Annotated in this window: 22 protein-coding genes; 10 read left to right on the top strand and 12 right to left on the bottom strand. The window is 45.7% G+C overall.

The annotated features are described in order from the left end of the window. Positions 1–61 precede the first annotated feature (61 nt). The 6 genes from LS482_RS10915 to LS482_RS10890 all read right to left on the bottom strand — a co-directional run bounded on the left by LS482_RS10915 (position 62) and on the right by LS482_RS10890 (position 6,364). A complete protein-coding gene (locus LS482_RS10915) occupies positions 62–1,804 on the bottom strand; it encodes a GMC family oxidoreductase (RefSeq protein WP_233027567.1) in 1,743 nt (580 codons plus the stop codon). Positions 1,805–1,876: 72 nt separating this feature from the next. Further along, positions 1,877–2,869 carry a glycoside hydrolase family 43 protein gene (locus LS482_RS10910; RefSeq protein WP_233027566.1) on the bottom strand — a complete coding sequence of 331 codons (993 nt, stop codon included), beginning with the start codon at positions 2,867–2,869 and terminating at the stop codon, positions 1,877–1,879. A 371-nt stretch (positions 2,870–3,240) separates the two neighbouring features. Continuing rightward, a complete protein-coding gene (locus tag LS482_RS10905) occupies positions 3,241–4,269 on the bottom strand; it encodes a LacI family DNA-binding transcriptional regulator (protein WP_233027565.1) in 1,029 nt (342 codons plus the stop codon). Positions 4,270–4,395: 126 nt separating this feature from the next. Beyond that, positions 4,396–5,121, bottom strand: a complete 726-nt coding sequence (locus LS482_RS10900) for a tRNA1(Val) (adenine(37)-N6)-methyltransferase (RefSeq protein WP_233027564.1) — start codon at positions 5,119–5,121, stop codon at positions 4,396–4,398. An 84-nt stretch (positions 5,122–5,205) separates the two neighbouring features. Beyond that, the gene (rimM, locus tag LS482_RS10895) at positions 5,206–5,730 is read right to left on the bottom strand and encodes a ribosome maturation factor RimM (RefSeq protein WP_233027563.1); all 525 of its coding nucleotides are present in this window, start codon (positions 5,728–5,730) and stop codon (positions 5,206–5,208) included. A 13-nt stretch (positions 5,731–5,743) separates the two neighbouring features. Then, positions 5,744–6,364 (bottom strand): 30S ribosomal protein S16, encoded by a 621-nt coding sequence (locus tag LS482_RS10890; RefSeq protein ID WP_233027562.1) that lies wholly within the window; start codon positions 6,362–6,364, stop codon positions 5,744–5,746. 195 nt (positions 6,365–6,559) lie between these two features. Between LS482_RS10890 and LS482_RS10885 the strand changes: the two genes are divergently transcribed. The 7 genes from LS482_RS10885 (at position 6,560) to LS482_RS10855 (ending at position 12,237) form a co-directional block, all read left to right on the top strand. Then, entirely contained in the window at positions 6,560–7,510 is a 951-nt protein-coding gene (locus LS482_RS10885) for a 2-hydroxyacid dehydrogenase (protein WP_233027561.1), read from the top strand. Between the two features lie 116 nt (positions 7,511–7,626). Beyond that, positions 7,627–8,037 carry a TM2 domain-containing protein gene (locus LS482_RS10880; protein ID WP_233027560.1) on the top strand — a complete coding sequence of 137 codons (411 nt, stop codon included), beginning with the start codon at positions 7,627–7,629 and terminating at the stop codon, positions 8,035–8,037. A gap of 168 nt (positions 8,038–8,205) precedes the next feature. Continuing rightward, entirely contained in the window at positions 8,206–9,204 is a 999-nt protein-coding gene (locus tag LS482_RS10875) for an ABC transporter ATP-binding protein (protein ID WP_233027559.1), read from the top strand. 65 nt (positions 9,205–9,269) lie between these two features. Continuing rightward, positions 9,270–10,004, top strand: a complete 735-nt coding sequence (locus LS482_RS10870; RefSeq protein ID WP_233027558.1) for a lysophospholipid acyltransferase family protein — start codon at positions 9,270–9,272, stop codon at positions 10,002–10,004. Positions 10,005–10,011: 7 nt separating this feature from the next. Continuing rightward, a complete protein-coding gene (locus LS482_RS10865) occupies positions 10,012–11,001 on the top strand; it encodes an acyl-ACP desaturase (RefSeq protein WP_233027557.1) in 990 nt (329 codons plus the stop codon). Positions 11,002–11,074: 73 nt separating this feature from the next. Further along, positions 11,075–11,728 carry an HD domain-containing protein gene (locus LS482_RS10860; protein ID WP_233027556.1) on the top strand — a complete coding sequence of 218 codons (654 nt, stop codon included), beginning with the start codon at positions 11,075–11,077 and terminating at the stop codon, positions 11,726–11,728. A gap of 44 nt (positions 11,729–11,772) precedes the next feature. Beyond that, on the top strand, positions 11,773–12,237 hold the full coding sequence (locus LS482_RS10855; RefSeq protein WP_233027555.1) for a hypothetical protein: 465 nt from the start codon (positions 11,773–11,775) through the stop codon (positions 12,235–12,237). A gap of 3 nt (positions 12,238–12,240) precedes the next feature. On the opposite strand, the gene LS482_RS10850 is transcribed toward LS482_RS10855, so the two are convergent. Next, the gene (locus LS482_RS10850) at positions 12,241–13,314 is read right to left on the bottom strand and encodes a PA0069 family radical SAM protein (RefSeq protein WP_233027554.1); all 1,074 of its coding nucleotides are present in this window, start codon (positions 13,312–13,314) and stop codon (positions 12,241–12,243) included. A 377-nt stretch (positions 13,315–13,691) separates the two neighbouring features. Here LS482_RS10850 and LS482_RS10845 point away from each other — a divergent pair, with 377 nt between their 5' ends. Further along, on the top strand, positions 13,692–15,164 hold the full coding sequence (locus LS482_RS10845) for a Gfo/Idh/MocA family protein (protein WP_233027553.1): 1,473 nt from the start codon (positions 13,692–13,694) through the stop codon (positions 15,162–15,164). Between the two features lie 115 nt (positions 15,165–15,279). On the opposite strand, the gene LS482_RS10840 is transcribed toward LS482_RS10845, so the two are convergent. Beyond that, entirely contained in the window at positions 15,280–16,842 is a 1,563-nt protein-coding gene (locus tag LS482_RS10840; protein ID WP_233027552.1) for a glycine--tRNA ligase, read from the bottom strand. 187 nt (positions 16,843–17,029) lie between these two features. On the opposite strand from LS482_RS10840, the gene LS482_RS10835 reads away from it, so the two are divergent. Together LS482_RS10835 and LS482_RS10830 are read left to right on the top strand one after the other, a co-directional pair. Next, positions 17,030–17,722, top strand: a complete 693-nt coding sequence (locus LS482_RS10835) for a ComF family protein (protein ID WP_233027551.1) — start codon at positions 17,030–17,032, stop codon at positions 17,720–17,722. Between the two features lie 49 nt (positions 17,723–17,771). Next, on the top strand, positions 17,772–19,448 hold the full coding sequence (locus LS482_RS10830) for an Ig-like domain-containing domain (RefSeq protein WP_233027550.1): 1,677 nt from the start codon (positions 17,772–17,774) through the stop codon (positions 19,446–19,448). Positions 19,449–19,460: 12 nt separating this feature from the next. On the opposite strand, the gene LS482_RS10825 is transcribed toward LS482_RS10830, so the two are convergent. The 4 genes from LS482_RS10825 to LS482_RS10810 all read right to left on the bottom strand — a co-directional run bounded on the left by LS482_RS10825 (position 19,461) and on the right by LS482_RS10810 (position 23,137). Next, on the bottom strand, positions 19,461–20,234 hold the full coding sequence (locus LS482_RS10825; protein WP_233027549.1) for an amidohydrolase: 774 nt from the start codon (positions 20,232–20,234) through the stop codon (positions 19,461–19,463). Positions 20,235–20,264: 30 nt separating this feature from the next. Continuing rightward, positions 20,265–20,714, bottom strand: coding sequence for an RES family NAD+ phosphorylase (locus tag LS482_RS10820; RefSeq protein ID WP_233027548.1), 450 nt, complete (start codon positions 20,712–20,714; stop codon positions 20,265–20,267). Positions 20,715–20,720: 6 nt separating this feature from the next. Beyond that, positions 20,721–21,140, bottom strand: coding sequence for an Xre family toxin-antitoxin system antitoxin (locus tag LS482_RS10815; RefSeq protein WP_233027547.1), 420 nt, complete (start codon positions 21,138–21,140; stop codon positions 20,721–20,723). A gap of 116 nt (positions 21,141–21,256) precedes the next feature. Next, positions 21,257–23,137 carry a DUF5689 domain-containing protein gene (locus LS482_RS10810; protein ID WP_233027546.1) on the bottom strand — a complete coding sequence of 627 codons (1,881 nt, stop codon included), beginning with the start codon at positions 23,135–23,137 and terminating at the stop codon, positions 21,257–21,259. Between the last annotated feature and the right edge of the window lies 1 nt (position 23,138).

The following is a 23,138-nucleotide window of genomic DNA, read 5'->3' as shown; positions in this document are numbered from 1 at the left end:
CAGGAGTATCTTATAAGTGTATGCTAAATAACTCCGCAAGCCAATAACTTAATAATCGTTCCTAAATATTCATTTTTTTCATTTCGTCCTTCAGGTAATCCGATGCCCTCCACGCCAATGCGAGTATGGTCCAGGTGGGATTTTTATCGGCCTGGGATACAAAGGGTCCTCCGTCTACCACAAACAGGTTGGGCACATCGTGTGCCTGATTGAACTTGTTCACTACAGAGGTTTTGGGATCGTCTCCCATACGTGTTGTTCCCACTTCATGGATAATCCTTCCCGGGTTTTCCAGGCCGTGGTCATTTTCCGGGCCTGGTTTTTCTCCCAGGGCTATTCCTCCCATGGCATGGATCACCTCTTCAAAGGTGTCGTTCATATGCCTTGCCTGCTTCCGTTCCTCATCAGACCACTTGTAATGGAATTTAAGTACGGGAATGCCGTATTTGTCCACTACGTCCTGATCAATTTCACATCGGTTTTCTTTCCTGGGAATACTTTCCCCGCGACCGGCCATGCCAAAGGTGGCTCCGTAAAACCTGCGAAGGTCATTTTTGAAATCTATGCCATAGCCACCGGCCTTTTTCGTCTTGCCATCTTTACCAGGGACCTTGCCGTTCACAGCTTCCATATTAAATCCGAATCCGTATGCAGGCATGCCCATACCTCCCCAGTACTCAATGTGATATCCTCTTGTAAAACCGAGTTCCTTGCTATCGTTGAGCCACCAGGGGGTGTAAAGGTGCATTCCGCCCACACCGTCCTCATTGTACCGCTTGCGATCGAGCAAGCTGGGGATCAGCCCCATTCGGGAGGATCCCGTGGAATCGTGGAGGTATTTGCCTACATGGTCACTGGAGTTCGCCAATCCGTTAGGGTGTGCGGCAGATCTGGAGTTCAGCAATATCCGCGCGGAGCTACAAGCACTGGCGGCCATTATGACCACCTTCGCTTTTACCGTATATTCCTGTAAATCTTCTTTGTCGACATAGGAAACCCCTGTGGCTTTTCCTTCCTTATCGGTGAGCACTTCCCTTACCATGGCGTTTACAAACAGGTCGACGTTCCCCGTTTCCAGTGCGGGATTGACCAGCACGGAGGACGATGAAAAATCGCCATACACACTGCACGACCGGGAACACTGGCTGCAGAAAAAACACGCCCCCCTCTTGTTGTTCACCCTTTTGGTAAGAATGGAAAGTCTTGAAGGGATCATGGGAACCCCTATTTTTTCAGCTCCTTTTTTAATATAAAGCTCGTGGAGTCTCGGTTTGGGCGGAGGGAGAAAATAACCGTCCGGTTCGTTGGGAATATTCTCCCGGGTTCCGAACACACCGATAAGCTGGTCTACCTTATCGTAATAAGGTTTTACATCCTCGTAACCTATCGGCCAGTTATCTCCTTTTCCATCAAAATCTTTCCGTTTAAAATCGAGCGGACCGAAACGAAGGGAAATACGGCCCCAATGATTGGTACGTCCTCCGAGCATCCGGGACCGGAACCAGTCGAATTCCGTACCCTCTTCCTTGGTATAGGGCTCCCCGTTTATTTCCCATCCGCCGTAGGCCATATCAAAATCCCCGAAAGGCCTCACGGTACTGGCCCCTCGTCTGGGGGATTCCCAGGGCCATCGTAACTGGGTCTTCTGTTCGGGGTTTGCGGGGTCAAAATGCGGGCCCGCTTCCATCAGTGCCACTTTAAACCCTTCCTGGGAGAGCACATGTGCTGCCATACCTCCCCCGGCACCGGAGCCCACGATGCATATATCGTAGGTCTTGGATTGTTCTTTGATCTGAAACGACATTTTTTAGTGTTTACGTATCCTGAATAGATTGATTTCCTGTTCTATAAATTTAATCTTTTTTACCAGATTTTCCTACATCTTACCGAGAGGGGCACTTTCTACTCCTTCGTCGGTAATCTTAACCGGCAGAATAAGACCATCATCGTCAAAATGCATTTCGTCAATGCAGGTCACCCTCGAATTCCTGTCTGTCTCGTCCAGAGGCCTTCTGTGATAGACGATATACCATTTATCCTTACCGGGAACCTTTATTACCGAATGGTGTCCGGCTCCCGTGGCAATGTCCATATCCTGCTGCAGTATCTTTCCGATGCGTTTAAAGGGCCCCAGAGGAGAATCGGCAATGGCATAGGCCACACTGTAATCCGGACCGGTCCATCCGCCTTCGGACCACATGAAATAATACTTTCCGTTCCTGACGAACATAAAAGGTCCTTCCACATAATTTTCAGGGGTGATTTCCCGGAACGTTTCCCCGTCTTCGAAAGGAACGAATCCGGTAAAATCGTCATTAAGTCTGGCTATGTTGCAATGCTGCCATCCCCCGTAAATAAGGTAATACTGATTATCTGTGTCTTTGAACACGAACTGGTCTATGGGCTGCGCACCATTGTGAAACCCGGCGATCAACGGTTTTCCGAGGTGATCCTTATACGGCCCTTCCGGCCGGGAGGCAACAGCAACGCCTATTCCGCCGTATTCTTCGTCACTTTGTATATCGTTAGCCCCAAAAAGCAGGAAATAACGATCGTCCTTTTTGATAATGGAAGGCGCCCAGACCGCTCTTTCCGCCCATTTAACAGCCGATGTATCCAGCACTTTTTCATGTTTGGTCCAGTGCACCAGGTCCGGTGAAGAAAATGCATCGAAGAAAACCTGTTCGTCATAAGGTGCCGAATAGGTAGGGAAGATCCAGTATTTTTTATCAAAAATCACACCTTCAGGATCGGCATACCAGCCTTCAAATACGGGATTATTGTTCGGGGAAGAATTCATCGTCGTCTTCTGGGCATTTCCGGCACTGCCCATAAACAGAAAAAAACAAAGCGGAACTATATACTTCAAAATGCTGGTAGTTTTAATGGTTATACTTTTAAGGTCTGCATCCTGATCATCAAATCTTCGCCGGAGTGAAAAATATTTTGCTAAAACGTTTTAGCATTTCATACAACACGCTCACTCAATAAAACGGTTTTGACAAACTTTTACAGGATCGGTTTTCCGCTTCCGAAGAAGGCTCTAAATAATTTTCGTGCTATGTTACGAAAAAAAATCTATCCGGCAAAGTAGAGGCTGTTTTTTTGCATAAATGCCAATTATAACTCTGTAAAACTAAACATTTCACAAGATAGTCGATTTCCGGAAAATCGGGGCCTGGACGTACAGGTAATCTTGTATTCCGGGAGAGGTGACCTGTTAAAGCGGGAACTGTGAAATTATCCTTTTTTCAAGGATGATTCCCGCACTACCAGTTTGGCGGGGAGTTCTATTTTGGCATTGCCGGTATCTTTCGGATTTTTTTCATATCTTAACTGGTTGAGCACACTTTCCACCAGCTTACCGGAAATTTCCTCAACGGGCTGGGCTACCGTGGTTATGGTAGGAGTGTGCATACGGAATACTTCACTGTCGTCAAAAGCAATGACCCCGATATCTCCGGGAATGGAAAGTTTTTTTTGCTTCAGTGCTTTTAAGCCGCTTACACCAAGATAGTTGGAAGAAAAGAAAAGGCTGTCAATTTCCTTATTTTCAGAAAGGAAGTCGGAAACGGCCTCCATGATAAACGCTTCCGTACTTCCATAAGGTATTCGAAGTAGAAACTCCCGCAACCCGGAAGTTTCCAGGGCTTTCACATAACCATTATACCTGCCGGCCATTTGGGTTTGTGCGGAATCGAGAGTAACAAAGCCTATTCCCGTATATCCCTGTTCCATGAAGTGTTTAATGGCAACATACGTACTTCGTTCATTATCGATAACCACATAACCGGTTGGAATATTTGCAAAATAGCGGTCAAACAACATCAGGGGAACACCGCTGGTTACCAGCGTTTCTATCTCTTTTTCGATACCTTCGGCAGGGGTTATGATATAGGCATCTACCCTTCTGTCCTTAAAAGTTTTAATCAGTTCCCTGGTCTTTTCCGGATTGTTTTCCGTGCTGCAATAAACAATCTTGTAGCCACTGTTATTGGCGCTGTCTTCTATAAGCCTGGCCACACTGGAAAAAAAGGGATTGGATATATCCTCGGCCATAAAAGCTATGATCTTCGATTTGCCGTTTCTCAGACTGCGGGCAAAATGGTTGGGGCGATAATCCACCTCCTTGACAAACCTGAGAACCCGGTCTATAACTTCCTGGCTGATCCTGTTTTCCCTTGCCTTGCCGTTAAGCACAAGAGAAACCGTGGTGATGGACAATTTTAACTCCCTGGCTATGTCCCGAATAGTACGTTTACTTTTCATTCTTTGTATTTATACCTTATCAAAAAACCTCTCGCCCCGTGTATCATTGACACCTATTTAACATTTGTGCCACAAATATATTAAAAAGGAAAAATAAGAAAGGTTTCCGGAAAATAAAGCAAATACTTACATTTTCAGGTAAAAATCACGGGTAAGATTTACATACTGTTCAGTATACTGGTGTCTCCCTCTTTCAATGGCCAGTTCATCGACATACACATCTTTTTGCACAAAGGAAAATGCAAGAAGCGATCTTTTGACTTCTGACCCTTCTCCTTCTTCGGAACCTTTTACCCTGGTTATATGGTAGGGGAAAAGTCCGTGTTTTTCGGCAAGTCCCCGAAACTCTTTTTCTTCCCGATATGGAATGATCACACAAAAACTCCCTTCTTCCGCAAGCAACAAAGACACCGACTTCACCAATTCCGAAAAAGGAAGCGAAACGGCCGATCTGGCCATATCCCTTTGCTTATCGCCCGTGGAGATATTTTCCCTATAAAAAGGGGGATTGGACACAATAAGGTCATACGTGTCTTCCATTTCCCGCGTAAATTCTTCCAACGAGGCATGATAACAAAACAGGCGGTCGTTCCAGGAAGAATTCTCAAAATTATCTACGCACTGTTCATAAGCAGCATTTTCTATTTCCACCGCATCTATAAGTTCCGCATCACAACGTTGTGCAAGCATAAGTGCTATAAGTCCGGTACCCGCCCCTATGTCGAGAACAGAAAAGGGGTTTCCGGACACATCTGTCCACGCGCCCAGCAATACACCATCTGTTCCCACCTTCATGGCACACTTATCCTGGTGTACGCTGAACTTTTTAAAATGAAACGGCTTATCTGACATCGATAAAGATTTACACTCCCGGCAAAGACCGGTTCGTTATCCCATTAAAAACCGGGAATTACCGGTTACGGTCCTTTTGCAAAATTACAAATACAGGTCGATCAGCCCTTCGGGAGTTCTTACAATAATTACCCCGGAATTGCGATCCACTGTTTTGATCAGCTCGTCATTCATGGGAATAAGAATTTCCGTGCCTTCGCGATCTATCCGGAACAGGGGTTGGGCGGTGGTATCGTTTATTCCCTTTATAACGCCTACCTCACCAAATTTTTCATCTTTAACAGTAAACCCTATGACCTCGTGAAAGTAGAATTTATTGCCCGAAAGTTCGGGCAGGGTGGCCAACGGAAGGTATAGTTCACATTTCAGCAGGGCATCCGCATCTTCCTCGGTACGAACGTCCTCCAGTTTGAGACGCAGTAAATTCGATTTATGCAGGGAAGATTCCTCAATAAAAAAAGGAACCAGGTCATGCCCAATGGCTATGAACACTGATTCCAATTCTTCGTACAATTCGGGTTCGTCGGTATCCAGCTTAACCAGTACCTCCCCCTTAAAGCTGTATTTTTTAACAATTTTTCCGAGATAGAAGCAATCTTCTTTCTTCATCCCTTCCAAATTACTACTCTGCAGCTTTTTTCTTTTCGTCAGATGCCTCTTCACCAGCTTCTTCAGCTTCAGGGGCAGCTTCTTCGGCCTTGGGCGTAGTTTCCTCTGCCGCTGCTTCGGCTCCGGGAGCAGCTTCTTCGGCAGCCTCCGCTTCCGGTGCCGCTTCTTCAGCTTCTTCTACTTCAGCCTGTGTAGCTTCCGCTTTTCGCTTTTCGCTGATTTCCCGTTCTGCCTCCAATGCCTTGGCTTTGGCTTCTTCTTTGGCTTTGTTCAGCCCTTCAGCTTTTGCCGTTACCTTACCGGTCTTTTCTTCCAGCCAGGCTTCAAATTTGGCATCTGCTTCTTCCTGGGTCAATGCACCTTTGGTTACACCGCCAAGCAAGTGCTTTTTCAGCAATACTCCTTTATAAGACAGTATCCTCCTGGCCGTATCCGAAGGCTGAGCCCCGTTTTGCAGCCATTTTACAGAACTGTCCACATTCAGGTCTATCTGAGCAGGATTAGTGGTCGGATTGTATGTTCCCAGTTTTTCCAGGAATTTACCGTCCCTTTTAGCGCGTGAATCCGCAGCTACGATCCAGTAAAAAGGTTTGCTTTTTCTACCGTGTCTTTGCAATCTTATTCTTACAGGCATAATACATTAATTAAGTGGGGTTCCCGACCCCGGTTATTAATTTTAAAAATCCCTTCTGAAAAGGAGGGTGCAAATATAAGCATTTTTTATGCGCATTACATCCTTATAACTTATTTTCTTTCCGGCCTTTACTTTTTCATTCGAAAACCTCTAATTTTGGACAATGCTTCAATAAAAAACTTTAAGTAGATCGCCTTGAAAAAAACAAAGATACTTCATCTGGACAGTAATCACCCCCTGTTATGGGAACAACTGGAACTATCCGGATTCGAAAACCACAAAGATTACACGTCTTCCAAAGCAGACATAGAAGACAAAATACATCATTATCAGGGCATTGTTATCCGCAGCCGTTTTAAAATCGACCGGGAATTCCTCGATAAGGCCGGCGCACTGCAATTCATTGCCCGGGTAGGTGCAGGTCTGGAAAACATCGACTGTGATTATGCCGAAAAAAAAGGCATTCACCTTATCGCTGCCCCCGAAGGCAACTGCAATGCGGTTGGAGAGCATGCCCTGGGCATGTTGCTTTCCCTGTTTAACAATTTCAATAAGGCACACCGGGAAATCGGCAAGGGCCAATGGCTGCGGGAAGCCAACCGCGGACATGAACTGGACGGAAAAACCGTGGGTATCATCGGTTACGGTAACATGGGAAAAGCCTTTGCCAAAAAACTGAAGGGTTTTGATGTACGGGTCATCTGCCACGATATTCTTCCCGGTTTAGGTGATGACAACGCCACGCAGGTCTCACTACGGGAATTGCAGGAACAGGCAGAAGTGGTAAGCCTGCACACCCCCCAGACCCCGCTCACCGAAAAAATGGTGAACATCGCCTTCATAAACGCCTTTGCCAAACCCTTCTGGTTTATCAATACCGCACGGGGAAAAAGTGTGGTCACACAAGATCTTGCGGAAGCGTTGAAGAATAAAAAAGTACGGGGTGCGGCACTGGACGTACTCGAATACGAGAAGACCTCGTTCGAGTCGCTCTTTTCGGGAGACCAGGCTCCCGAAGCACTGCAATACCTTTTACAGGCTGACAATGTCCTGCTCACGCCCCACGTGGCCGGCTGGACTTTCGAAAGCCATATAAAACTGGCCCGGACCATAGTAGACAAGATCAAAGCCTTTTACGGCGAATAAAGCATGTACAGGACACCAATAATTCGGTCCGGAGCAATAAAAAACCGCACATAGCTATGTATATAGCAAAAATTTTATATTTTTAACACAACTATCAACCCGAAATCATTTCAGTCATGAGTGAAGAAAACAAAAGCGAGGAAAACAAAGGCGAAAAAGACTTTGCAGACAAAGCCAAGGATACGGCGAAGGAAATAGGCGATGAAGCCAAAGGGACCGCTAAAGAGTTCGGTGATGCCGTTAAGGAAACCGTAGGCAGCCAGGATAATAAAAAGATACTTGCCGGTATTCTGGGGATTCTCTTCGGGAGCCTGGGCGTCCATAAGTTTATCTTGGGATATAACAAAGAAGGCGCCATACTTTTAGGAGCCACCATAATAGGATATGCCACCTCTTGCCTGGGAATCGGCTTCATCCTGATCACAATTCCCTGGATAATCGGGGTCATTGAAGGTATCATTTATCTCACCAAGTCGGACGAGGAGTTTTTCAACACCTATCAGGCAGGCAAAAAACCCTGGTTCTAGACCGGGAAAAATACGATCGCTTAAAAATAAATAACCGAAGAAGCTGCCGGAACCGTGTTTTGTCAGCTTCTTTTTCTTTGCCAAAGGGAGTACAACAAAAAATTCCAACCCATTTCCCTTTTAAGGCAAAGCCGCTATCTTTGTCGGAAAACCAGGTTTAATCAGAAAATGTTAAAAGTTAAAGATATCTCCTTTCGCTTTACGGAGACACCGGTACTGAACAACATAAGCTTCACCGCTGCACCCGGACAGATCCTATCCGTGATCGGGGAAAGTGGCTCCGGGAAAAGCACCCTTCTCCGGGCCATATATGGCCTTCATGACCTCGACAAAGGCGAAATAAGCTGGAAAGACAAAAAGATACTGGGCCCGGCCTATAACCTTGTTCCGGGGGAATCCTACATAAAATACCTCGCCCAGGATTTCGACCTTATGCCTTATATCACAGTAGCTGAAAACGTAGGGAAATTCCTGTCCAATTTCTACCCGGACGAAAAGAACCGGCGAATTGCGGAATTACTGGAAATGGTTGAACTCACCGCATATGCAGATGCCAAACCCGGAAATCTCAGCGGCGGACAACAACAACGGGTGGCCCTGGCCCGGGCAATGGCCCAGAAACCCGAAATACTGTTACTGGACGAACCGTTCAGCCATATCGACAGCTTCAGGAAAAGCAAATTTCGCAGAGATCTTTTTGCCTTTCTCCGGAAAAAAGCCATTACCTGTATCATAGCCACCCACGACAGTGTGGATGCTTTATCGCATGCCGATAAGACACTGGTGATCAAGGACGGAAAGATCATCCGGGAAGATCGCCCCGAACGCCTTTATCAACTGCCGGAAAGCAGCTATGTGGCCTCCCTCTTCGGAGAAGTCAACGAAATTCCCTCAAACCTGCTTGTTGCCCCCGACAAAAACGGGCTCCCCGAGCGCAACGTCCTCATTTACACCCATGAACTGCATGTAACGGAGCGGTCGCGCTTAAAAGTAAAGGTAAAGGATTCTTATTTTGAAGGCGATCATTATCTCATCAAAGCCCTCTACCACGGGCAAACGATTTTCTTTGACCATCAACACGCCATAGCTCCGGAAAAAACCATACACCTCAAAGCCGACGAAAAGATCGTTAAAGAAAGACTAAAACACAAAAATAAAACCGGCTAATACATTCAGTAAGTTATATTTGCGCCATTGTTATACGCAACAGGCCATATTGCTAAACCCTTATTATGAAAAAATTGCTTTCTTATCCCCTTTCTGCCCTGTACTATACCTGTTTCGGGCTTTCACTTGTCATATTCCACGGGATACAATGGGTCTGCCTGAACCTGTTCGGTTACAACGCCCATAAAAGGAGCGTTTCCATACTGAACCTTTTCCTGGTGCGGTGTACCAACATACTCGGCACTACCTATAAATTTGAAAACCTGCACCTCGTCCCGGAAGGCGTTCCGCTTATTATTGTTTCCAATCACCAAAGCATGTACGACATACCACCTATTATCTGGTTCATGCGTAAGTTCCATCCCAAATTCATCAGTAAAAAAGAACTGGGAAGGGGAATCCCGAGCGTTTCCTTCAACCTGAGGCACGGAGGCTCTGTACTGATTGACAGAAAAGATCCCAAACAGGCCCTGCCGACCATAAAAAAAATGGCGGAATATATAGAGAAACACAAGCGGTCTGCCGTGATCTTCCCCGAAGGGACACGAAGCAAAAACGGCATACCCAAGAAATTTTCCGAAAACGGACTAAAAATCCTCTGTAAATATGCAACATCGGCATATATTGTGCCGTTAAGCATAAATAACTCGTGGAAAATTGTTAAAAACGGTAATTTTCCCCTAACTTTGTGTAACCGAATAACCTTCACCATACAACAACCATTTGCCATCCAAAATGTTCCTTTTAGAGAAATTATGGAGAGAACGGAAAACGCAGTAAAACAAGGAATAACCATATAAAAGCATTATGTCTATAAAGAATGTTCGACTGGAAGTAATGCAGCTTCTGGAAAAAGATATTGAAACTTATGTGGATCAATTTCTGATCCCGGTTGATACGATTTGGCAACCCACAGATTTTTTGCCCGATTCCGAAAGTGAAGATTTCATGGAAGAGGTAAAAGAATTACGCGAACTTGCCAAGGAAATGCCTTATGATTTCTGGGTGGTGCTTGTAGGAGACACAATCACCGAAGAAGCACTCCCCACTTACGAATCGTGGCTGATGGACGTGGAAGGTATAGACCAGATAGAACGAAACGGCTGGTCCAAATGGGTAAGGCACTGGACAGGTGAGGAAAACCGCCACGGCGATGTACTCAACAAATACCTTTACCTCTCCGGAAGGGTAAATATGAAAGAAGTGGAACGTACCACCCACCACCTCATCAATGACGGATTTGACATCGGTACAGATACCGATCCGTATAAAAATTTCGTGTATACCAGTTTCCAGGAACTCGCTACCTATATTTCACACAATCGCGTAGCCAAACTGGCCAGGAACTACGGCAACCAGAGACTGGCCAAGATGTGCAAGATCATTTCCGGAGATGAAATGCGGCACCACCAGGCATATACCGAATTCGTAAGACGTATTTTTGAAGTGGACCCCAGCCAGATGATGCTGGCTTTCCAGTACATGATGAAACAAAAAATTACCATGCCTGCCCATTTTCTGAGAGAATCGGGCCACAAGATGGGGGCTGCCTGGGAGCACTTTTCAGATTCTGCCCAGCGTATCGGTGTATATACCTCCAACGACTATATAGGTATTATTCAAAAACTCACCGAAAAATGGCAGATAGACAAGATCACAGGACTCACCGACGAAGCGGAAAAAGCGCGGGACTACCTGATGAAACTCCCCGCACGGATGTTAAGGGTCTCCGAACGGCTGGTAATTCCGGAAGAATCGCATACCTTTAAATGGGTAGAGCCCGCACTGGCCAGGTAACCCTTTCGAAAGAAATTAAAAAACCGCAAAAAATCCTTTCATTAAACCGGAAGGATTTTTTAATTTCACCCCTATGAACAATCCGGACATCATTTCCCGCACCACAGATTTTGTAAAACAACAATTAAAAAATGCCGAGGGCGGCCACGACTGGTTCCACGTCCAGAGAGTATACAATAATGCCGTGGCGATTGCCAAAAACGAAAAAGCCGACATGCTTGTGGTAAAGCTCGGCGCACTACTTCATGATATAGCCGACAGTAAATTCCACAACGGTGACGAAAGCGTGGGACCGCAAAAAGCCAGGACATTCCTGGAAAAAGAAAATGTAACCGGGGCAACCATTGACCATGTAGTGAAGATCATCGAAAATATCTCTTTCAAGGGAAGTTATACGGAAAAGAGCTTCCGGTCGCGCGAGCTGGATATTGTACAGGATGCCGACAGACTCGACGCCATAGGAGCCACAGGCATTGCGCGCGCATTCAATTACGGCGGATTTAAAAACAGGGAACTCTACAATCCGGATATTCCTCCCAGGAAATACAGAACGAAAGAAGAATACAAAAACAACAAGGCTCCGACAATCAATCATTTTTATGAAAAACTCCTGCTCCTGAAAGACAAAATGAACACCCAGACCGGACGAAAAATAGCAGAAGACCGACACCGTTACATGGAAAATTTTCTGGAGCAGTTTTACGGCGAATGGGAAGGAACACGATAAATTTTCGTTATCTTTAATGAAACGTTTAACCAAATCCTTGACAGATGAAAAAGCTATTCATCCCTGCTTTTGTTGCCGTATGCCTGTTTTTAGCCTGTAAAAATACTGCTGAAAAAACACAGAAGGAAGAAAATGTTCAAAGTGAAAATGAAAGGCAAACATCCCAACCCCCGGCCACAACCAAGCTGTGCTTCTTAACTACCGGAAAAGATCTTCAGCGGGGAGACAGGGTTATCCGCGACTCCACTATATTGACATTAGAAGTCACCGGCAAACAAGTTACCGGAATATTCAAATGGTTCCCCGCGGAAAAAGACGGAAGAAGCGGAACTCTGAAAGGCACGCTTGCCGACAATCAGGTCAGGGGAAAATACACCTTCACCCAGGAGGGCATGACAGAAACCCAGGACATTCTGATAAAAATGACCGAAGAACAGGCCAAAATCACTACAAATCAGGGAAAACACGGCGAATTTGTCCTGACGGCCCAAAAAGTGGACTGCAAATGAGATTTAGAACAATTTTAATTGCCCGTCCTTATAACTTTCGTGCAATGAGGTGTTGAGATGCGGATAAGACTTGTCAGCAAAGTATTTTTGCCTTGCAATCCGGAACATGGTATGTATCTGTTCGGCTATTCTGCCCTCGCCGGTCATCCGCTTACCGTAACGGCTGTCGTTAAGACTGCCGCCGTGGCAATCTTCGATCTGGTGCAACACTTTTTCGGCCCGGTCCGGCATGGCCTTTCGAATCCAGTCTGAAAACAGTTGCCCGATAGCTCCGTTGAGCCTTACAATCGTATGTGCTATGGAAACTGCTCCATGGTCTGAAGCGGCCTTTGCCAGAGGAAGTATCTCATGACTGTTTATCGAAGGAATAACAGGTGCGATCATCACGTTTACGGGGATTCCGTTTTCCGATAACTTTCTTACCGTATCCAGACGCTTCTTTATGCTTGCCGTACGTGGTTCCACTATCCTCCTGGTTTCTTCAGATAGCGAGGTTACCGAAATATTGACCGCCACAAGGTTATCCTGCGCCAGTTCCGACAGGATATCAAGGTCACGGGTCACCAGGGCATTCTTGGTGATAATCCCCACCGGATGTTTGTATTTTAAAAATACTTTCAGGCACTCCCTGGTAATAAAAAAGCGCTGTTCCGCAGGCTGGTAACAGTCGGTATTGCCGGACAACACTACGGTATGTGCCTTCCAGTTCTTGTTTTTCAGTTTTTCTTCGAGCAGTTGAGGGGCATTCTTCTTCACCAGGATACGCCTTTCGAAATCGAGCCCGGCACTGTACCCCCAGTATTCGTGACTGTTACGTGCATAACAATAAATACAACCGTGCTCACAACCCTGATAGGGGTTCATGGAATATCCCATGCCCACATCCGGACTATTCACTTTATTGATTATGGTTTTGGGGAACACCTGCAGGTATTGTGTTTTGTTGTTATCGGCCTCATCACCTTCCAGCTGGCAATATTCCAGGAAGTCGTCCCGCATTTCGTGCGACATTTCCAGGAACTTGTTACGCACATTCACCTGTGCCCCCCTTCCTTTTATATAGGTCTCCTCTCCCATTCTTTAAAGTTACAAAATCGAAAAGCCTGAAAATGTTAAAACCAGAAAGGATTATCAACAGGAGCCGATTTAAAATCTATTTTTCGGAGCTGTAATAATATTTCCCGTTTCTCAAGGATTTATTCTTTAAACGTTAATTTTCCCCGAAGATTAATGATAAAATTAAAACTATTTGTAATTTAAGCCGGTAATTGAAGCCATATCAATAAAATTTGCACAAAAGAGAAGCTGTTCCCGATGCGAAGATACTGACGGGAGGCGAAACCGAAACAGAATAAGGGATCACCAGGGAGAGACGAAGGAGGCGAAAACCGATTCTATGGTTATCAAAAGAACAACTGGAAAAAGTTTAACCCAAATAATAAAACGTTTTAGTTATGGATGAAAAGAATGGCAAAAGCCAGTCCAAACCTTCAAATTCCAGGAGAAACTTTATTAAAAGTGCTTCTGTTGCCGCCGCCGGTTTTTACATCGTCCCCCGGCACGTTTTGGGTGGTACCGGCTTTACTGCCCCAAGTGATAAATTACTGATCGCCGGTGTTGGCGCCGGGGGTAAAGGTGGCGACGACATCCGGAAATTTGCGGAAGCAGGTAATGCTGAAATAGCATTCCTGTGCGATGTGGATGATCGCCAGGCCAAAAAGAACAGGAAGTTATTCCCCAAAGCCAAATACTACAAGGACTGGAGGGAGCTTTTCGACAAGGAAGGTAAACATTTCGATGCCGTTTCGGTAGGTACTCCCGACCATACACACGCCATCGTTGCATTTAACGCCATGAAAATGGGAAAACACGTTTACGTGCAAAAACCCTTGACTCACGACATTCACGAGGCTTATATGCTGGGTGAAGCCGCAAAGAAATACAAGGTTGTTACCCAAATGGGAGACCAGGGTTCCTCTAATGATGGAATCCGTATCCTGAAAGAATGGTATGAAGCAGGACTTATAGGAGAGGTACACACGATCAACTGCTGGACCGACCGTCCCGTATGGCCGCAGGGTATAAAATGGCCGAACCAGAAACCGCCCGTACCCGCCGGTTTGGATTGGGACCTGTGGTTAGGAACAGCACCTTACAGGGAATATGAAGACATGGTTGTACCGTTTAACTGGCGAGGATGGTGGGACTACGGTACCGGAGCACTCGGAGATATGGCCTGCCATATTGTAGGCCCGGTATTTAAGGTCATGGAGTTAGGCTTCCCGACAGATGTGAACTGCAGTGTCAGCACCCCTTATGTAGACAATTTCAAAGCCGGATATTTCCCCGATAGTGCCCCGCTTTCTTCTTCTGTTCACTTTACATACAAAGGAAAGAACGGAGAGGAGATCAAACTGAACTGGATGGACGGAGGTATTCAGCCCGAACGTCCGGAAGAATTGGGTCCCAACGAAATCATGGGTGGTCATAATGATCTTGGCAACGGTGTGATCTTTGAAGGAACCAAAGGAAAAATGATGTGCGGTGTTTATGGAGACGATGCACAATTGTTACCCACCAGCCGCACGGAGGAAGTCAATGTCCCTCAAAAATATAAACGTATCCCCGGACAGGCCGAAGGTCACTATAAACAATGGGTAGACGCCTGTATTGCCGGTTACGGAAAACAGGAAGTAGACTCTCCGTTCGTCGGATATGCCGTCCCGCTTACACAAAGTATTTTGATGGGTAACCTGGCCATCCGAAGTTTCAATTACAGGAAAGAGGTCAATGGAAAGATCACTTATCCCGGAAGAGGCATAACCCTGGAATGGGATGGTGTCAACAGAAGAGTAACCAACTTCGAAGCCGCAAACCAATACGTAAAACGCAATTACAGAGAAGGCTGGCCTGATCTGAAACTCTGATAAACCAAACAGACTTATTACTGCCAAAAGAGCGGAACCGGGAAACAACAGTATTAAAATTCCACGGTTCCGCTTTTTTTAGTTTGTTCTCTACGTAAGGATAATTTACGGTAAATTACACCTTGTTTACGACCTGGTTCATCCGCATCAGCCAGGTACGCATATCTATTTCTTTAAGGATAATTCCTTTAAGATCATCAATGGCCACCCGTTGCTGATCCATGGTATCCCGGTGACGGATGGTTACGGTATTGTCCTCCAAAGTCTGGTGATCTACCGTAATACAGAACGGTGTTCCTGCGGCATCCTGCCTCCTGTATCTCCGGCCCACAGCGTCTTTGTCATCATATTTCACCATAAAGTCCCACTTCAGGTCATCAATAATTTTGCGGGCTATCTCCGGAAGGCCGTCTTTTTTCACCAGGGGCAATACGGCCGCTTTATAAGGTGCCAGTACGGCAGGGATCTTTAATACGGTTCTCGTAGTTCCGTTTTCCAGTACTTCATCCTGCAGGGCATTGGAGAACACGGCAAGGAACATACGGTCCAGCCCGATGGAAGTTTCTATGACATAGGGCACATAGCTCTCGTTCAGTTCGGGATCAAAATATTGTAACTTCTTACCGGAGTATTCCTCGTGTTTGCCGAGGTCAAAATCGGTGCGGGAGTGAATGCCTTCCAGCTCCTTGAACCCGAAGGGGAACCTGAATTCAATATCTGTGGCGGCATCAGCGTAATGCGCCAGTTTTTCATGGTCGTGAAAACGGTAATTATCTTCGCCCATTCCCAGGGAAAGGTGCCATTTTAATCGCGTTTCCTTCCACTTTTCATACCATTCCTTTTGCTCTCCGGGCCGTACAAAGAACTGCATCTCCATTTGTTCGAACTCCCGCTGGCGGAAAATAAACTGGCGTGCCACGATCTCGTTCCGGAATGCTTTTCCGGTCTGTGCTATCCCGAAAGGTATTTTCATTCTTCCGGTCTTCTGTACGTTGAGGAAATTCACAAAAATCCCCTGTGCGGTTTCCGGCCGGAGATAAAGGTCCATGGCGCTGTCTGCAGAAGCTCCCAGTTTGGTGCCGAACATCAGGTTAAACTGTTTAACATCGGTCCAGTTTTTCGACCCGGTCTCGGGATCTGCAATATCCAGTTCCTCGATCAAAGCCTTTACATCGGCCAGGTCTTCGTTTTCCAGTGACCTTCCGAGACGTTTGAGGATCGCATCGGCTTTTTCCCGGTAATCCTTCACTCTTCCGTTAGTAGCCAGGAACTGCTCCTTATCAAAAGCATCTCCGAAGCGTTTTTTCGCCTTGGCCACTTCCTTCTCTATTTTGGCTTCTATCCTGGCCACATAATCTTCTACCAGTACATCTGCCCTGTATCGCTTCTTCGAATCCTTGTTATCGATAAGCGGATCGTTAAAGGCATCAACGTGACCGGAAGCTTTCCAGGTCGTGGGATGCATGAATATTGCGGCATCTATCCCCACAATATTTTCGTGCATTTGTACCATGGCCTTCCACCAGTATTCGCGAATGTTCTTCTTGAGTTCCGCACCGTTCTGTGCATAGTCATACACTGCACTTAAACCGTCGTATATTTCGCTTGAAGGGAATATATAACCGTATTCCTTTGCGTGTGATATTACTTTCTTGAAATGCTCGTCTTGATTTGCCATGTCGCAAAAATAGATTTTTAGCTGCGAAAAATAAGGTATTCTACCGGAAAAAAAGACCGTTTTTCCATTATTTTTTGTTACAACCCGTAATGATCCGGAAATATTTTATCCGATGCCCCGTACCGTGCTTTGTAACTGTGTATCTTTTCTTTATAATCCTTACATTTGAACAATAAAATCCTGAATTTTGGCACTGCCCGTTCGCATTCTCAGCGATATATACAATTTGCTGTTTCCCGAAACATGTCCGGGGTGTACCGCCTGTTTGTCTCCCAATGAAAACACCCTCTGTACTGCATGCAGGCACCAGCTTCCGGTAACGGATTATCATGTCACCCGCGGAAATCCGGTGGAAAAAATATTTTACGGAAGGGTGAAGGTTGAATTTGCCGCCGCATTTCTCATCTTCCGGAAAAAGGGGATTGTAAGGCAACTTATCCACCACCTGAAATATAAAGGGCGGCAGGAAATCGGCACGTTCCTTGGAAAGTGGTACGGTACCTGTCTCAGGGAAAGCCTCCTCGAAAAAGTTGATATGGTAGTTCCCGTTCCCCTGCACCCCAAAAAACAGCGAAAAAGAGGGTACAACCAGGTTTCCGGTTTTGCCCGGTGTATTGCCGATGCCCTGCAGGTGGCCTGCCGTGATGATATCCTTGTGAAAACAACCCATACCCCCACACAAACTTTCAAGGGGCGACCTGCCCGGTGGAAAGCGCACAGCAGCTTCGACACACAGCAAAACCTGCAACTACCTCCCTGTCATATCCTGCTGGTAGATGATATAGTGACTACAGGGGCTACACTGGAACACTGTGTCCGGGCACTTCAAAAACACGGAAATGTTAAAGTAAGTATTGCTACCATGGCCGTCACGCTGTAATTATTAAAAATAATCGTTACTTTGTCAGACCGTAAACACGTATATCTGCATGAGAGCAAAGGCTATAAATACAGGATTGTTCTTGTTACTTTTCCTGACGCTGTTGAATTGTGCCAGAAGAGGGACTCCCACGGGGGGTGAAAAGGATGTTACCCCTCCGAAAATGCTTTATGCAGAACCCGATACTTCCAGTACTAACTTTGATGCCGACAGGATCCGGATCTATTTTGACGAATTCATAAAACTCAAGGACCTTCAGAAACAACTCATCGTTTCCCCGCCCATGAAAACCACCCCCCAGATCATGCCCCAGGGGAATGCCAGCAAGTATATAGATATAAAGATCAGTGATACGCTGAAAGAGAATACCACCTATGTGTTTAACTTCGGACAGAGTATTGTGGACAACAACGAAGAAAATCCGTATTCTTTTTTCAAATATGTATTTTCTACCGGCGACTATGTAGATTCCCTGACCGTAAACGGCTATGTAACGGATGCCATCCGGAAAAAACCGGATGATTTTGTTTCCGTATTGCTCTACAGAATTGATTCTACCTATACCGATTCCATTGTTTATAAGGAACTCCCCACTTATATTACGAATACGCTGGACAGTTCCAGCACTTTTCAGGTATCCAACATCAAGGCAGGTAAGTACATGCTTATCGGGCTGAAAGACAATTCGGGAACAAATACTTATGCTCCAAAGACCGATAAAATAGCATTCATAAGTGATTTCATAGAAGTCCCCACCGATTCGGTTTACCGCCTCAACCTGTTTAAAGACAAATCGTATTACCGTACGGCGCGCCCGGTACTTGCAGCCAGGAACAGGATCATTTTCGGCTATGAAGGCAACGGGGACAGTATAAATATAGATTTGCTCCATCCCACACCTCCGCCGGATTACAAATACCGGATCATTGAAGACAAGGAAAAAGACACCCTGCATTACTGGTTTACCGGAATACAGGCAGATTCCCTGGTTTTCAAAATAACGAATCCGGTGGTCAAGGTCCGGGACACTTTTACGGTAAGGATCAAGGAACTTTACAATGATACGCTAACGCTTTCGACACCACAAAAAGGAGGCTTATCGTCCGGGGAGCCGTTCTCCATAGGCTCCAATACCCCCATAACCGGGGTAACCAAGGAAAGAATATCGGTACTGGACAAAGATTCCCTTCCTGTGGACTTTACCCCGGAAATCGACCAAAAGAAAAATCTGGTTCGTCTGAACTGGGAAGTCCTCCCCAATCAAAAATACCAGGTAACCCTGCTTCCCGATGCTATTAAAGACATGTTCGGAGAACACAACGACACCCTCAGCTATGCACTGAACACCAAAAGCCTGGCCGATTACGGCAATCTCAGGGTCACCCTCCGTAATGTGGAATCGTTCCCGATAATTATTCAACTGACTACCGAAAAAGGGGAAGTGAAGCATACGGTTTATGCTGGTGAAGCACAGGAATATTACGATTTTAACACCCTCAATCCGGGGAAATATCTCCTGCGGGTCATTTATGACGATAATGGTAACGGGAAATGGGATACCGGGAGTTACCTGGACAAGATCCAGCCGGAAAGGGTGAGCCATTTTCCGGATGTGCTTGACATCAAGGCCAATTGGGACATGGAACAGGAATTCATATTACGCGACCCCACACCTCCTGCTCCCGAAACTGCTCCGAAGGACAGTATTCCGAATGGTGAGGAATAGGCTGCTTTTTCCTTATTTCAGTATAAATTCATCCCTGTCTTCCAGGAACTGAAGTTTATTCCGGTAATGGGTGATTTTGTCCCGCTCCAGCGTAGTATAAATGATTTCTTCTTTTTCCGAAAATGCAAGCTGCTCTCCCAACACTCCGTAAACAGCGGAGTGCCCCGGATATTCATTCCCGTTGTGATCCCGGCCTATGCGGTTTACGCCTATGCAATAACACAGGTTTTCCACGGCCCTTGCCCGTAAAAGGATGTCCCAGGAGCTTATTCTCGGCAACGGCCAGTTGGCTACAAACAGTAACACATCATAGGCATCGGTATTTCTGGCCCAAACGGGAAAGCGCAGGTCATAACATATCAGGGGGCAGAGTTTCCAGCCCTTGTATTCCACCACAAGGCGTTCTTTCCCGGTATGATACACCTTGTTTTCGCCGGCCAGGGTAAACGTATGTTTTTTATCATAGTGTTCTACTTTCCCGTCGGGATGTGTAAACAGCAAACGGTTATAATATTTCCCGTCCTCTGCAATTACCACACTTCCTGTAATGGCTACATTATTTTTCACGGCTGTTTCCTTAATCCAGCTCAGGGTTTCTCCCGCCATGGTTTCGGCCACCCGTTCGGGTTTCATGGTAAACCCGGAGGTAAACATTTCGGGGAGAACAACCAGATCGGTATTTTTGTCCAGGCTGTCTATTTTTTTCCGCAATGCCTGTCGGTTTGCTCCGGGGTCTTCCCAGATAAGCGGGGTTTGTATGAGTGCTGTTTTTATATTCGGGTTCATAATGTATATTTTTTTGTTTTGGAAAGAAAACTATAGTAACCTTTCATCCCAATGATAGTTCGCTACATTTTCAAAAAATACTTCATTAAAATCCGGATGCCTTGTATTAATTATATAATTATATTCTTTTCTTACCAAAACCGAAGGAACTTTTAAAACCAGTGATTTCTGTTCTGCATACCAGTTACTTCCCATTTTTTGAAGATGTGAATAACAGGCTATGCTTTTCCATCTTCCCGGAAATTTGAGTTCATCTATCTCCCGGTAGTACTTCGCATCGTCCGGAAGTGTAATGGTCATCAGTTTATACCTCAATCCTTTCATTAAGGTATTTCTATGGGCAACCAACTCCAAAGTGGCCAAAGCCCTGCTCTCGGCCGTATAAATAACATACTCGTTCTCTTTGTTCCATCTGTTGGCCGCACCGGAAGCCTGCAGGGAAAAAGCATACTTTTCTGATGAAATTCTGAAGACTTCCATCCCGTTTTATACATTATCTCCGTATTCCAGTGCAGTGAGCCGATCTCCTATAAGCCTTATACCATTTATTGTGTTTAAAAAATCAAGGGGTTTTTTATGCGCCAAAAACACATTCGGCATTTCAAGCCAGCTGTTAAAGTCTGCGGAACTCCCGAAAACCTCAACACCATGTTTGGCCAAAGACAAAAGCATCACCACATGTTCCTTTACATCCATTCTTACATTAGATACATCTTTTCTGTAGTTCATAAAGGTTTTGGGAGCAATATTGAGTATTTTGGACAACACCTCATCACTCACATTAATTTTTGATTTCAGTATTTTAATATGCAGGGGAGAAAATTGCTGTTCAGATAAGTACATGACCATCCAGGCAGCTCCTATTTCACTCGGAATATTTTTAAACAGTTTTTCTTCAGTGACCACGCCTCTCTTCTTTTCGGTAAAAATACCATTTCATACATATAAAATTACTGATTTTTTACTCGTTTATCCAATAAACCGGTGATTTTCTCCTCCTTAGAACTCCACAAACTATTTTTCTATCTTATGCCCAACCCGCTCACATCGTCCTGCGGATATATTTCCCATTCGTTTTCATCATAAGCACTACTGGGCCTGGCGATATCAGTTTTTCTCCGCAGGGTCTTGTCTGCTCCCCAGTTCTCTCCGGGGATACCGATATGGTCAATGATGATCCCGTTTTTCATTAATACTACCTGGTCATCGCCGTTATAGCCAATAGCGTTACCATGCGTATCCCTGATCTCCCCCTGGAATATTTCTGCCCTCGGGTTGGCATACACCGCTATTTCCCCGGAAGCGATGTGCCCGGACAGTTCCATCACATACCTTTCGAAATCTCCGTCACCATTATAATCCCGTACCAGCATATAACCGGACAAATCAATATCAACATCGGCAGCATTATACACCTCCATATACTTGTTATAGCCTGACCCCTCCACATATTCAGTGATCATCAGGTTGGTTCCGCCAAGGCAGTCTTCATAGGCTTCCGTAAAACGGACATCGTTCGGATTCCTTATCCGCAACCGGTACTCATCATCATTTTTGAATACGATACCGGTTATATTTCCCTGTTTGCTGCTCACCGTTTCACCGGCAAAGACCGCTTTTTCCCGGGTGAATAATTTTAATGTTTCTCTGCAATCCGTAAGTATTCGAGTGCCCGAATAAGTCAACCCGGGGATTTCAAATTGTACTCCCTCTATCCTGACCAATTCATTTTCATAAGCGGCAAGGTCTCCGGAAAGTAATATTTTTTCCGGCTCCGGACGGGGACCTGATTCAGAGGATATCACATTTTCAGGCGAAATATTCCCTACGTACAGAAGACCGTTTTTCTCTTCAAGGACCGTATTTAAAAGGGAGAGCTCCACTTTATCTCCAATGTTCAGTTGGTGTGTCGAAGTAAACTCACAAATAATTCCCGCTGTACTGTCCTGTACCACAGCAGAAAAAGCATCGATATTTTTATAACTTCTGTCGGATATTACCGTAGCCCTGATCTTCATATTTCCGGGAACATCCAGGGTTCTTCCCTTATACATTTTTCTTATGTAGGCCACTGTTACATTTGCTCCCGTCGAATCGCACGAATAAACAAGCCCTCCACATCGCTCATCTGCCAGTTTCAAATCACTTGTATCCCGGATAGTCAGCTGGTAGTTGTCATCAGATTTACCCAGCACACCCGTGACGGTCCCGTTTCCTTCAGGCAATATTCGGGATTGAAAATCGGCATAACCGCTATTTTGCAGTATTATCTCCTGATCTTCACAATTCCTCAATATCCTGTCGGTTCCGCTTTCTTCGGCTATGGCATAGGGCTGGCAGATATGTTCCGGAGCAACTTCCATCCCGTTGAGTCGTACCAGTGTATTTACCATCGTATCATTCAGTGCTTCCGGGGTAGCTACTTCCGGGACGATCTCCTCCGGCGGATCACAGGATACAAAAATATGCTCATTTACCTGTGAAGCCGGGAGCCTTCCCACAGAAGGAGCACTCCCGCCATAGGTAAACACTCCGCCGGCCTTAATGGCTCCCCCTGATTTTCCCAGATAAAGTCCTTTCAGCCGGATCAGTATTTTCTTCCCTACAGGATAAAACAGGTGATAGTCCCTCACATCCACATCGATCTGGAATCCATCCTCGGGATGCTCCGGACGATCCTGGAGATGCAGTGTTCCGTAAAAATTACCCGCCTTGTCACTGGAGATCACATAACCTTCCACTACAAGGTCTTTTTTTATACGGATGACCTCCCCCTTATATAGCTGTTTTATTTCGGAAAAAGTGGCATTGGCCTTTAACCCGTCTTCCGTACAGGTAGTTTCCGGGGCATCATAGATACTGTTTACGCATCCCCACAGGAATACGGAAAGAACAATGGGCATT

The organism is Sinomicrobium kalidii (assembly GCF_021183825.1).
GTDB lineage: Bacteria > Bacteroidota > Bacteroidia > Flavobacteriales > Flavobacteriaceae > Sinomicrobium > Sinomicrobium kalidii.
This window is presented reverse-complemented; position numbering and strand designations above follow the sequence as displayed.

What these genes read in the sequence shown, in the direction of transcription:
- LS482_RS10915 (WP_233027567.1), bottom strand. Translation starts at nt 1,804, where the DNA reads ATGTCGTTTCAGATCAAAGAACAATCCAAGACCTACGATATATGCATC.
- LS482_RS10905 (WP_233027565.1), bottom strand. Translation starts at nt 4,269, where the DNA reads ATGAAAAGTAAACGTACTATTCGGGACATAGCCAGGGAGTTAAAATTG.
- LS482_RS10900 (WP_233027564.1), bottom strand. Translation starts at nt 5,121, where the DNA reads ATGTCAGATAAGCCGTTTCATTTTAAAAAGTTCAGCGTACACCAGGAT.
- rimM (WP_233027563.1), bottom strand. Translation starts at nt 5,730, where the DNA reads ATGAAGAAAGAAGATTGCTTCTATCTCGGAAAAATTGTTAAAAAATAC.
- LS482_RS10890 (WP_233027562.1), bottom strand. Translation starts at nt 6,364, where the DNA reads ATGCCTGTAAGAATAAGATTGCAAAGACACGGTAGAAAAAGCAAACCT.
- LS482_RS10880 (WP_233027560.1), top strand. Translation starts at nt 7,627, where the DNA reads ATGAGTGAAGAAAACAAAAGCGAGGAAAACAAAGGCGAAAAAGACTTT.
- LS482_RS10875 (WP_233027559.1), top strand. Translation starts at nt 8,206, where the DNA reads ATGTTAAAAGTTAAAGATATCTCCTTTCGCTTTACGGAGACACCGGTA.
- LS482_RS10870 (WP_233027558.1), top strand. Translation starts at nt 9,270, where the DNA reads ATGAAAAAATTGCTTTCTTATCCCCTTTCTGCCCTGTACTATACCTGT.
- LS482_RS10865 (WP_233027557.1), top strand. Translation starts at nt 10,012, where the DNA reads ATGTCTATAAAGAATGTTCGACTGGAAGTAATGCAGCTTCTGGAAAAA.
- LS482_RS10860 (WP_233027556.1), top strand. Translation starts at nt 11,075, where the DNA reads ATGAACAATCCGGACATCATTTCCCGCACCACAGATTTTGTAAAACAA.
- LS482_RS10855 (WP_233027555.1), top strand. Translation starts at nt 11,773, where the DNA reads ATGAAAAAGCTATTCATCCCTGCTTTTGTTGCCGTATGCCTGTTTTTA.
- LS482_RS10850 (WP_233027554.1), bottom strand. Translation starts at nt 13,314, where the DNA reads ATGGGAGAGGAGACCTATATAAAAGGAAGGGGGGCACAGGTGAATGTG.
- LS482_RS10845 (WP_233027553.1), top strand. Translation starts at nt 13,692, where the DNA reads ATGGATGAAAAGAATGGCAAAAGCCAGTCCAAACCTTCAAATTCCAGG.
- LS482_RS10840 (WP_233027552.1), bottom strand. Translation starts at nt 16,842, where the DNA reads ATGGCAAATCAAGACGAGCATTTCAAGAAAGTAATATCACACGCAAAG.
- LS482_RS10830 (WP_233027550.1), top strand. Translation starts at nt 17,772, where the DNA reads ATGAGAGCAAAGGCTATAAATACAGGATTGTTCTTGTTACTTTTCCTG.
- LS482_RS10825 (WP_233027549.1), bottom strand. Translation starts at nt 20,234, where the DNA reads ATGAACCCGAATATAAAAACAGCACTCATACAAACCCCGCTTATCTGG.
- LS482_RS10820 (WP_233027548.1), bottom strand. Translation starts at nt 20,714, where the DNA reads ATGGAAGTCTTCAGAATTTCATCAGAAAAGTATGCTTTTTCCCTGCAG.
- LS482_RS10810 (WP_233027546.1), bottom strand. Translation starts at nt 23,137, where the DNA reads ATGCCCATTGTTCTTTCCGTATTCCTGTGGGGATGCGTAAACAGTATC.